We start from the raw sequence: 10,210 nt of genomic DNA on the forward strand, positions 1-10,210 counted from the left end.
ATCTGAGATATTATATGCCAATAAAGCTTCACTGTCAATTCTTCCAGAACTCACTTGTTCCAGAACTCACTGCCTTGTCTCCAGGCTAGGAGTTTGCGTTCAAATTTCTGTTCACAGTAATGGCAAAGGCTTTCGAGGATTTCCTGCCGCATTTTTTTGTTCCAGCGCAGTCGATCAATCTTCACGAAATCGGCCTGGTACAGCTGGCGCATCAGGGCCAGGCTTCCCGGGTTCAGCGCTATGACGATCCGGTTGTTTTTACAGGCCGCACAAAGAAAACCTCCGGCCTCCGCACTTAAATAGACCTGCTCGCCGGAAAGGTCTCCGCCGCATTCGGTACAACCCTCCATTGACGGCAGATACCCCTGTAGGTGCATGAGCCTGAGCGCATAAGCGGCCTGAGCCATATACGGGTCAAGATGTTTGAGCAAAAAAAGAAAGCTTAAGGTAAGGGTGAACAGTTCCGGATCAGGCTGTTCCCTGACAGTAGAAATATCCAGCAGTTCGACCATTGCCGACGCAGTGATCGTCCGATCAAAATCGTCCCAGAGATGGATGAAGTTTTCTCGGGGCTGAGCCTGATTCACCGTATCCAGTGTTTTCCCCCTGTACAGCAAAAAATCGGCATACGTGAAAAGCTGCGTCCCGCCCCTCTGGGTGCTTTTGGGTTTCCGAACCCCCTTGGCCACAGCCTCCAGTTTTCCTTTTTCCCTTGAAAAAAGCGTGATAAGCCTGTCCGACTCACCATACTCCCTGCTGCGGATCACAATCGCATCCGCCTGATAGACTGCCATCTCCCAACATCATCCCCGGTCGTGTCTTTATTCCCTATTATATCTTCAATAGATGCTATCTATTTGGGTAGCATTCCTATTTATGTAATTTCTATTGACTAAACAGTTAATACATCTAAGAACTAAATACTACTGGATTATTACGATCCCGGAACTGGTTCCGAGTCTGTCGGCACCTGCTTTGATCAGTTCCAAGGCAAACTCTTTCGTCTTGATTCCGCCGGATGCTTTGACTTTAACACCAGGGCCTGCCCAGTTTTTCAGGTTCTTGACGTCTTCAACTGTTGCGCCACCAAAATAACCGGTCGATGTTTTGATATAGTCTGCTCCGGCTTCCCGGACAATCTCAGCTGCTTTTTGTTTTTCGTCCTCGTTTAAAAGCCCGGTTTCAATAATTATTTTTATTTTTAGACCGCAGCCCTGTGCCGTCTGAACCATCAAATTCACATCACGCTGTACGGCCTTCCAATCGCCGGATTTGGCTTTGCCGATGCACATCACGGCATCAACTTCCCGCGCACCATGGGCTTTTGCTGCCAGAATCTCCTGCATCTTTATTTCGATAAACGCAGCTCCAAGTGGAAAACCTATGACCGTGCACGGTATGACACTGGTTCCGTGCAGCAGGCGTGCGGCGGTACAAATATACACGGGATTTACACAAACGGAAGCAAAACCGTGTTTGACAGCCTCATGGCAAAGATCAACGATATCCTTCTCCGTCGCTTCAGGTTTCAGAAGCGTATGGTCAATTCTTCCGGCGATATTCATAAATCTACCTTCCCTTCAGCGTTCTTTTATACTTTCCCGTATCGCTAATATGCTAAGATACCCTATTTTTTGTAAACCTAATGTACCCCGCGACATTTATTCTTTCAGGTCCTTCAGATTATATCCCAGATCCCTGAGCTGGTTATTCTGGTTGCGCCAGTCCTTCTTGACTTTGACCCAAAGTTCAAGGAATACCTTGCTGCCAAGCAGCGTTTCAATTTCTTCCCGGGCGAGCCTTCCGACTTCTTTTAAGACATTTCCTTCCTTGCCAATCACAATTCCTTTCTGGGAATCACGCTCGACGAGGATCACAGCCTCTATCTTAATCAGGGATTTTTTCTCTTCCATCTTATCGACCACGACCGCGACGGAGTGCGGGACTTCTTCTCTGGTCAGGTTCATCAGCTTTTCTCTGATTAGTTCTGCAACGACAAACTTTTCCGGCTGGTCAATGACGACATCATCCGGAAAATACATTGGGCCAGGCAGAAGCGCTTCAAAAATCAGATCCATTAACTTTATGGTATTCTCGGACTGTAAAGCTGAAATTGGAACAATTTCTTTAAAATCTGCTATTTTGGCAAAGCCGGCTATTTTCTCCAGCAGCTGATCCTTGGAGATCAGGTCAATTTTATTTAAGGCCAAAATGCACGGGACTCCGCTGTCCTTAATGACCTGAAGCACGTATTCATCCCCCGATCCAAACGGTACAGAGGCATCGACGACGCATATCGCAAAATCGACGCCCTGCAAAGTGCTTTTGGCGGCCGCGACCATGTATTCACCCAGACGGTGCTTCGGTTTATGGATACCGGGCGTGTCAAAAAAGATGATCTGCCCGCGTTCTTCGGTAAGGATACACCGGATTCTGTTTCTGGTTGCCTGCGGCTTATCAGATATAATCAGCACTTTCTGACCCAAAAGCGTATTCAGCAAGGTCGATTTCCCCGCATTGGGCCGTCCGATCACCGCAACAAAACCCGATCGAAAACCTTTTTTATCCTGCTTGTTCAAATGCTTTACCTTCCTTGTATCATAAAGTCTCGTATCATAAAATTGTGTATCCTATCGTTATATATCCTATAGCTGTATAACATGTGGTCTCTTAACCTAAATGCTTTTTAAAAACTCCGGGCCAAACGAATCAGGAAGAAGATCCTTCAAACGGGTTTTCCTGATTTCTCCGCTGCCATTGCTGAGCAAAACAAGGCAATCCGATGCGAATTCCCGGATCACCTGTCGGCAGGCACCGCATGGGGACGGTATTTCCTCGAGCGGAACTGCGACAGCAACCGCTTTGATCCGCCTTTCCCCCAAACCGATCCCATGGAACACAGCATTACGTTCCGCACAGACAGTCAGGCCATAGGAAGCATTCTCGACATTGACACCGGAAGTAATTCTTCCGGATTCCCAGAGAACGGCGGCTCCAACCTTGTAGCAGGAGTAAGGGGCATAAGCATCTTCACAAGCCTGATGCGCCTGGCGAATCAGCTCCGCAGCCTGGTTGATGTCCAAAACCTGTTCGTTCTTCATCTCATTCCGCCCCCGTCTTAGATAATAACAACGCTACGACTTGCAGACTTCCTTAAACAATCTTAAGATCAGTCTGAGGGCTACAGTTCCGCTGTGAGCGGAGCATAGAGTGCAAAGCGCGGCCTTTTGACGGCCACGGATGGCCTAATGTCGCGGTGCCATGGAGGGCAAGGAGCGACAAGTCAAGGATGGCGCAACAGCCGAAAAGCGGTATTTGTCCCACAGGTCTACTCTAAAAAATATAAGATCCGAATATAATGATTCCGATAATCACGGCCTGTATGGCGGCAACCAGTACGGCACCGGAAGCAACATCCTTGCCGAGGCCGGCAAGGGGATGGTACCCGGGTTCAGCCAAATCAATCGCGCTTTCCAACGCGGTATTGAACAATTCCGCCACCAGAACGCTGCCAATGGCATAAATAATAAATAGCCAGTGAACGCCTGAAAGACGAAAGTAAGCGCTGGCCAAAACAACAACCGCAGCGACAAAAAAATGAAATCTGAGGTGTTTTTCTGTTCTCAGCGAGTAAGCAATCCCTTGCAAAGACCGTCTGCAGCTGCCAATAAAACCAGCAGGCTTATGGATATCCGGCATTATTCTTCCCCCTTGTCAGCGCAGCAGGCTCAGCTGATCCATAACCTGTTCCTCCAGACGCCTCATGACACTGGAATCCTCCTCACTGCCATGATCGTACCCCAGAAGGTGCAGTGTTCCGTGCACTGCCAGGTAAACAATCTCTCTGGCAAAGGAATGCCCATACGCAATGGCCTGAGAACGGGCTCTTTCGACAGAAATCACGATATCACCGAGAGTTGTATCGCAGTAGCTCAAATCATCGTCATCCTCTTCGTACTCCTCAAAATTATCTGCTTCGTATTCGTCGAGGTCTTGATCTTCTTCGTCGATAATTTCTTCGAGAGAATACTCAACCCGTTCTTTCTTATCTTTGTCCGACTGAGGACTAAAATAAATCTCCGGCTCTCCTTCCCCCTTTTCCCGAAGGGCAAAAGACAGGACGTCCGTGGGGCTGTCAATTCCGCGGTACGTCTTATTCAGGAGATGAATGGATTCATCATTGGTCAGGACAAGTCCGATCTCAGCGTCATCCTGGCCGCCTCCCTCAAGAAGCGCTTTCTGAATGCCCGTACGAAGCAGTTTTGCTATTTTATTTTGTTCATCTTCTGCAACAGAATCCTCTTCCCAACTGATATCTAGTTCCATTTTCTCCCCCTATTCGTGAGAATTATTTTTTTCAGACGGCGAACCAGGCTCGCTGTCCTGCTTAGCCGGAGACTCATTCTCTTTTTGCGTTTTGGGTTCCTCCTGTTTCTGATCAGTGCCCGCTTCCTCTGCCACTTTGGTCTTGGCGGACGGCAATTCAGGGTACTCGATCCTGGAATGGAATATTCCGCTTAGAACCTTAACAAAAGCTATAGATATCTTATCCAGATCCTTAAAGGTTAAGTCACATTGATCAAGCAGGCCCTCATCAAATTTCTCCTTAATAATCTTACGCACCAATCCTTCAATTTTTCCCGGCGAACTGTCCTTCTGGGAACGAACGGCTGCTTCAACATTATCCGCCAGAAGAACCAACGCCGCCTCTTTAGACTGGGGACGCTGCCCGTCATACCTGAAAGCTTCTTCCGAAATATCCGGATTCTCTTCGAGTGCTTTATGGTAAAAGAACGATGCCGTGCTGTCCCCGTGGTGCTGCGCAATAATATCCTGAATATTGGATGGAAGCTTATGCGCTTTGGCCATTTCTAGCCCGTCTTTGATATGGGAAATGATAATCAGCGAACTAAGCGTCGGGGCAATCTTCTCGTGGGGATTATCCTTGGAAAACTGGTTTTCTATAAAGAAGTACGGTCTTTTCAGCTTGCCGATATCATGATAGAGTGCGCCGACTCTGACCAGCACAGGGTCGGCTTTAATTTCCTCAGCGGCAGTTTCGGCTAGATTCCCGACCAGGACGCTGTGATGGTAGGTCCCTGGCGCTTCGATCAATAAGCTTTTCAATAGTGGCGCATTCGGGTTGGATAATTCCAACAGTCTTACAGCCGATGTAATGTTGAAGCCCTGTTCCAGCCAGGGCAAAATACCCATGGTAAGAACAGACGACAAAAATCCGTTGGCAACACTCAGTATGCAGCCGATCAGCCAATCGGTTGGGCTGATCTGAAGGATCAAGGCAACACCGCTTACAAGGGCAATGTTTACCAAAGCCACAAACAATCCTGCCCTGGCCAGCTCAGAACGGCGGTCCAGTTTGGCAACACCCTGTATACCGACAATACCGCTAAGCAAAGAAAATAAGGCTGCCAGCGAACCTGCTGCTCCCATATTCCCTGGATCTGCCATCATTCCGGTGAAAATAGCCAGAATGACGCCTACCAGAACTGCAATCTTAACGCCAAGCAGGAGTGTCACCGTCATCGTAACCCAGGCCGCAGGTATCAGGATAGCCGTCAAAGTATTTAATTCATTGTCCCCAAGACTGATCGCCATAAAGGCTTTACCCATGGCCAATGCAACAATCATGAGGAGTCCGATCAGCACCATCCTTTGCCAGTGGGTAAACGTGTCTGGACTGAACTGGTAGGCGAACAAAATCAAAATGATCATTGAAACCAAGACAATAATTGCAATTCCGGAAGCCGGCTTCCACGGAGATTTTACTTTGATCAATCCATACGCCTGCAAGGCCTGATAAACCTGATCATCAACAATTTCCCCCGGTCCGATAATTTTTTCATTTTCTCGATAGGTCCGGATGGATGGTTTAACGTCGGAAATGGCAATATCCTGCATTTTCTTTGTCGCTTCTTTATCAATGGTCAGTGTCGGTTTGATCACACACTGCTCGATAAATTCATTTATAAGTTCTTTCACAGGTTCAGTCATGCTAGATTTATTGATCTGTTCAATCATTCGGTCCTGCAAGAGTGATACTTCTGCCTGAGATCTCGCTCCGCTTTCGGCATTGCTTGCTATCCCAAGGATGACAACTGAACCAGTTCCAGAGGCAGTTACAATCTCGTGATCAGACAAATTCAGCAGCGCTCCAAGCGTGCTGTCCAATAATTCGCTGAAAGGGACTCTCTTGCGGAGCTCGTCCATTTTTTCAGTAAGACTGTCCTTAGAATCTTTCTGATCCGCCAGAATCTCGAATGTCCGATCCAAATCTTTTGACAAGTTGGAGATTTGACCGTCATCGGCCATATAAACAGGTTCGACCGCATTCGCTGCTGCTTTCTGTTCCTCCTGGAACTTGGCAAGATCCGTCACTTTCTTTTCATAAGGTGCCGTAATCAATTCCGGACTGGGTTCACCGGATTCAATATTTAATTTAGACTGAAAAAGATCCGAGGCCAATATCGCGGTTAAAAGAATAAAGAACAGCAGAAATAATGCTATCTGGTATTTTGTCATAGCATTCTTGGTCTCTTTAGGCAAAAGCATTGTTTTCAATTTTTTATTCAAGTCCCATCAATCCTTACCGGACTGCTTGTCCTCTTTTATATCTTGCGCATCGTAAGCGTGAATAATGCTTTGTACAAGCGGGTTACGTACAATATCGTCCAAAGTAAAGTAATGGAAGGAAATATCTCCGATACCTTTCAGGATATGTTGTACTTCAATCAGCCCTGAATAATTACCGCGGGGAAGGTCAACCTGGGTAATGTCGCCGGTAACCACTGCTTTCGAGGCAAACCCGAGTCTGGTCAAAAACATTTTCATTTGCTCCGGGGATGTATTTTGGGCCTCATCCAGAATAATAAAGGAATCGTCTAGCGTACGCCCGCGCATATAGGCCAGCGGAGCAATCTCAATCGTACCTTTCTCAATATACCGCGCGGTCGTTTCCGGTCCAAGAAGATCATAGAGCGCATCATAGAGCGGCCTGAGGTACGGATTGACCTTCTCCTGCAAATCCCCGGGCAAAAAACCGAGTTTTTCTCCGGCTTCCACCGCAGGCCGGGTGAGAACAATCCTGTTCACTTCTTTGGCCCTCAGCGCCTTGACCGCCATGACCACCGCCAGATAGGTCTTTCCTGTGCCGGCGGGTCCGATGCCAAAGACGAGTGAATCCTTAGCAATGGCTTTAACATACTTGGCCTGTCCGAGCGTCTTGGGTTTGATCGGACGCCCCCTTTGCGTCGTCGCGATGATATGGGTGAGGTTTTGAGCCATATCCTTCGCGCTGCCCTCTTCCACCTGGGAAACAACATAAGTTACATCTGCCAGGGTCAGTGTATTGCCTTTCCGAATTAAGTCCAGAAGCTGTTTGAGGACTGCTTCGGCAAGCTTGACCTGCTGTTCTTCGCCTGAAATCGTCATCTCTTCACTGCGAAAAACAATCTGACAGCCGAGACGTTCTTCCAGAAATCTTAAGTTGACGTCCTCGAGACCAAACAGGTTTAATGCTTCTTCTTTATCTTTCAGGTTGAGTTTTGATTCATTACGCAAATGTGAGTTCCTCCAAATGCAAAGATATTTGCTTATTTTTTATATACCGCTATATCTTCAAAGGTCTCAACTTCAACCCTGACATGTTCCGTTCCTTTTTGGGATGAAAGGATCCGGACCTTATCATGCAGTACTTTGACCCCTGAAGGCAGTTTTTGTTTCAATTCCTCCCTGGCCAGGGTCTCGGCAAGCTTCCTTGCTTCTGCTGCCGCACGGCTTACATGTACTTTTTGAGTTTCTTCATAATGTACTTTTAACAATTCGACAGGAAAACGCCAATTCCTCCAACTGGGCAATGCATATGTGCAGGTTTCTTGGATCGAATCGGAATAGGGGCTATCCTGATTCATTATCATTATTACACGATTATTTATTTTTATTCCCCAGCCATTGGTCCTATTTGCCGTCTTTTCCGTCCTATCCTCTTCCATGGGAATAATCTTATCCGCGCTGTACCAGACCTTTGCCCGGACAAACCCTTTGGCCGCCGGCGCATCGGTCGCGTTTTGTTTGGTTCTGTTCTGACCAGATACGTCAAAGCTGTATTCCGTCATTCCTCCTGCAGCCTTGATCAAAACCTGTCCGGCGGTAACCAGCTGTCCTTCAGCGATTAGCGCCTGCCCCTGAATGACGATCACATCTTCCACATAACCTGTTTTGGCTGCCAGGAGATCTCCCCGGAATAAAACGGTTTGCGGCAGGGTTTTTTCGACGACTCTGATTTTAATATTCGTTCCGCGCTCTTCCATCGTCATCCAGACCAGGTCAGGCATGCTCTCCTGAACTTGTTTGCTCATCTGATCAAGGTCAAGAGAACTTTTCAGCACCCATTTATTTAAGCCGGCTTTCCCGGCTTCGGCAATAATCTGATCCGCTGACACCCTGCTGTTTCCTTCCACACTAATGGAAAGCACATACTGAGAAAGAACCGTGAGTGCTGCAATGATGATAAAAACACCAAAAATCAGGCCCTTGCGTTTTTGCCAGCGTAGCGCTACAAACGGAAATCCGTACCTGTTCCGGATATTGATTTTGATTCCTGCTTTTTTGGCTGCCTTACGCAAACGCCTGAAATCTGCAGCATTGATTTCGGCCAAAAAGCTATCCGTCAATTTTTTTCCATTATAAAATTCAATCCTGTCTTTAAGCGCCTCATTAATAAATCCGGCTAAATTCTTACCCTGCGCTTGAATGGTTACCCTTCCGTGCAGGTACCTGCCAAATTTTCCGAACACCTTCAGCCCTCCCCAAAGCTTAGTCCGGTTAACCGGCCGCGGATATTGATCTCATGATCCTGCACAGTGGTAAGGATAAATTTATCTCCGTTAAGACAGAGTTTACCCTCGGAAGTCTGCAAAGTAATCTCCTGATCCGAAAATCCGACCACTTCATCAAAATATTCTATGATGATCTCACTGCGTCCGATAATGGTTATTTTAGGTCCGTTATTCAGGACATCCGTCGGAAATTCCAGGATCTCACCAGCATGTTTTTGAAGCCTTTTCAGCACGCTTACCACTCCCTTCATAGCATGTCTATGCATCAGGAGCAGAGAATAGTCCAAGCAGTTAGCGGGAGAACCAGAGGAACAAAGGAGAGCAAAGGAAAATAAAAGAGCAGATGCTCGCTCACTTTTAATATGATAGCTTAATGGACGCAAAATTTAACGCCAATTAAAACAAAAAAACTGCCGCTTATGTTTTAGCGGCAGTTTTTCACTACTCTTTTTTAGGAACCCAGGAGTCCTCTCACGACTTGATTCACAAGCTTCCCTTCGGCTCTTCCTTTTATCTTCGGCGTAATAATTCCCATGACTTTCCCCAGATCTTTGGGGCCTTGGGCACCGGTTTCAGCGATGATTTCTTTAGCTATTTCGCGGATTTCCCCTTCAGTGAGCTGCTGAGGTAAGTATTCCATTAGGATGGCGACTTCCTCTTCGAGCTCCTGAACTTTGTCGGGCCTGTTCGCGTTGGCAAACTGTTCCATCGCATCCCGCCGCATTTTTAACTCGCGGGCAAGAACCTCGATAACCTGATTATCATCGTTGAACTCCATTTTCTTGTCTATCTCAGCGTATTTGATGGCAGCCCGTACCATTCGGATAACAGAAAGTCTAACCTTCCCCTCCTCTTTGGCCTTCATAGCTGTCTTCATATCCTCAATCAGACGATCCTTCAGGGACAATTGGAGCCAACTCCCTTATTTGAATTTACGTTTCCGCGCAGCCTCAGATTTCTTTTTTCTCTTAACGCTTGGCTTCTCGTAATGCTCGTGTTTGCGAGCTTCCGATAATACCCCCGAACGTTGACAATTTCGCTTGAACCGGCGGAGTGCGGAATCCAGGGATTCATTTTTACCGACTCTGACTTCACTCATTTTTTATCCCTCCCTCCACTGGTAAATGATACGAAATAATTATAAAGGATGAATATGGACACGTCAAGCTGGAAGGAGCCTGCTTTTTTGGCATATCAAAACACAACTCAGTCCTAATCTGACGGTTTTTCCGGGTCTTTGACACTTGCATAAATATTAAAATCTTTGAAAGCCTTGAAAACAGGGCTTTTTTTGTTAGAAAATCGTCAAATTATTGCTATTTAGTATTGAGCAATTTGTGGTAATGTGTTATAAT

12 protein-coding genes are annotated in these 10,210 nt (G+C 46.9%); all 12 read right to left on the bottom strand.

Annotated elements, in window-relative coordinates; genetic code table 11:
- Positions 1 to 50 precede the first annotated feature (50 nt).
- Positions 51 to 794, bottom strand: coding sequence for a DNA repair protein RecO (gene recO / locus A7D23_RS09460; protein ID WP_025205222.1), 744 nt, complete (start codon positions 792 to 794; stop codon positions 51 to 53).
- Positions 795 to 923: 129 nt separating this feature from the next.
- Positions 924 to 1,565 (bottom strand): deoxyribose-phosphate aldolase, encoded by a 642-nt coding sequence (gene deoC, locus A7D23_RS09465; RefSeq protein ID WP_025205221.1) that lies wholly within the window; start codon positions 1,563 to 1,565, stop codon positions 924 to 926.
- Between the two features lie 96 nt (positions 1,566 to 1,661).
- Entirely contained in the window at positions 1,662 to 2,579 is a 918-nt protein-coding gene (era, locus tag A7D23_RS09470) for a GTPase Era (RefSeq protein WP_025205220.1), read from the bottom strand.
- Between the two features lie 96 nt (positions 2,580 to 2,675).
- Positions 2,676 to 3,101, bottom strand: coding sequence for a cytidine deaminase (locus A7D23_RS09475; protein WP_019225739.1), 426 nt, complete (start codon positions 3,099 to 3,101; stop codon positions 2,676 to 2,678).
- A 232-nt stretch (positions 3,102 to 3,333) separates the two neighbouring features.
- Positions 3,334 to 3,699 carry a diacylglycerol kinase family protein gene (locus A7D23_RS09480; RefSeq protein ID WP_019225740.1) on the bottom strand — a complete coding sequence of 122 codons (366 nt, stop codon included), beginning with the start codon at positions 3,697 to 3,699 and terminating at the stop codon, positions 3,334 to 3,336.
- Between the two features lie 15 nt (positions 3,700 to 3,714).
- Positions 3,715 to 4,326, bottom strand: a complete 612-nt coding sequence (gene ybeY, locus A7D23_RS09485) for an rRNA maturation RNase YbeY (RefSeq protein ID WP_019225741.1) — start codon at positions 4,324 to 4,326, stop codon at positions 3,715 to 3,717.
- Positions 4,327 to 4,335: 9 nt separating this feature from the next.
- Positions 4,336 to 6,591: an HDIG domain-containing metalloprotein gene (locus tag A7D23_RS09490; protein ID WP_019225742.1), complete on the bottom strand. Its 2,256-nt coding sequence runs from the start codon at positions 6,589 to 6,591 to the stop codon at positions 4,336 to 4,338.
- 6 nt (positions 6,592 to 6,597) lie between these two features.
- Positions 6,598 to 7,578 (bottom strand): PhoH family protein, encoded by a 981-nt coding sequence (locus tag A7D23_RS09495; protein WP_019225743.1) that lies wholly within the window; start codon positions 7,576 to 7,578, stop codon positions 6,598 to 6,600.
- A 32-nt stretch (positions 7,579 to 7,610) separates the two neighbouring features.
- Positions 7,611 to 8,813, bottom strand: coding sequence for a sporulation protein YqfD (gene yqfD, locus A7D23_RS09500; protein WP_019225744.1), 1,203 nt, complete (start codon positions 8,811 to 8,813; stop codon positions 7,611 to 7,613).
- Between the two features lie 2 nt (positions 8,814 to 8,815).
- Positions 8,816 to 9,088 (bottom strand): YabP/YqfC family sporulation protein, encoded by a 273-nt coding sequence (locus A7D23_RS09505; RefSeq protein ID WP_019225745.1) that lies wholly within the window; start codon positions 9,086 to 9,088, stop codon positions 8,816 to 8,818.
- 218 nt (positions 9,089 to 9,306) lie between these two features.
- Positions 9,307 to 9,762, bottom strand: coding sequence for a GatB/YqeY domain-containing protein (locus tag A7D23_RS09510; protein ID WP_015044590.1), 456 nt, complete (start codon positions 9,760 to 9,762; stop codon positions 9,307 to 9,309).
- A 15-nt stretch (positions 9,763 to 9,777) separates the two neighbouring features.
- Positions 9,778 to 9,954 carry a 30S ribosomal protein S21 gene (rpsU, locus tag A7D23_RS09515; RefSeq protein WP_015044591.1) on the bottom strand — a complete coding sequence of 59 codons (177 nt, stop codon included), beginning with the start codon at positions 9,952 to 9,954 and terminating at the stop codon, positions 9,778 to 9,780.
- Positions 9,955 to 10,210: the final 256 nt, after the last annotated feature.

This window comes from Dehalobacter sp. TeCB1 (assembly GCF_001707455.1).
Lineage (GTDB): Bacteria > Bacillota > Desulfitobacteriia > Desulfitobacteriales > Syntrophobotulaceae > Dehalobacter > Dehalobacter restrictus.

Bases quoted from the DNA above. Each gene is read 5' to 3' on its own strand.
- recO (WP_025205222.1), bottom strand. From the start codon at position 794: ATGGCAGTCTATCAGGCGGATGCGATTGTGATCCGCAGCAGGGAGTAT.
- deoC (WP_025205221.1), bottom strand. From the start codon at position 1,565: ATGAATATCGCCGGAAGAATTGACCATACGCTTCTGAAACCTGAAGCG.
- A7D23_RS09475 (WP_019225739.1), bottom strand. From the start codon at position 3,101: ATGAAGAACGAACAGGTTTTGGACATCAACCAGGCTGCGGAGCTGATT.
- A7D23_RS09480 (WP_019225740.1), bottom strand. From the start codon at position 3,699: ATGCCGGATATCCATAAGCCTGCTGGTTTTATTGGCAGCTGCAGACGG.
- ybeY (WP_019225741.1), bottom strand. From the start codon at position 4,326: ATGGAACTAGATATCAGTTGGGAAGAGGATTCTGTTGCAGAAGATGAA.
- rpsU (WP_015044591.1), bottom strand. From the start codon at position 9,954: ATGAGTGAAGTCAGAGTCGGTAAAAATGAATCCCTGGATTCCGCACTC.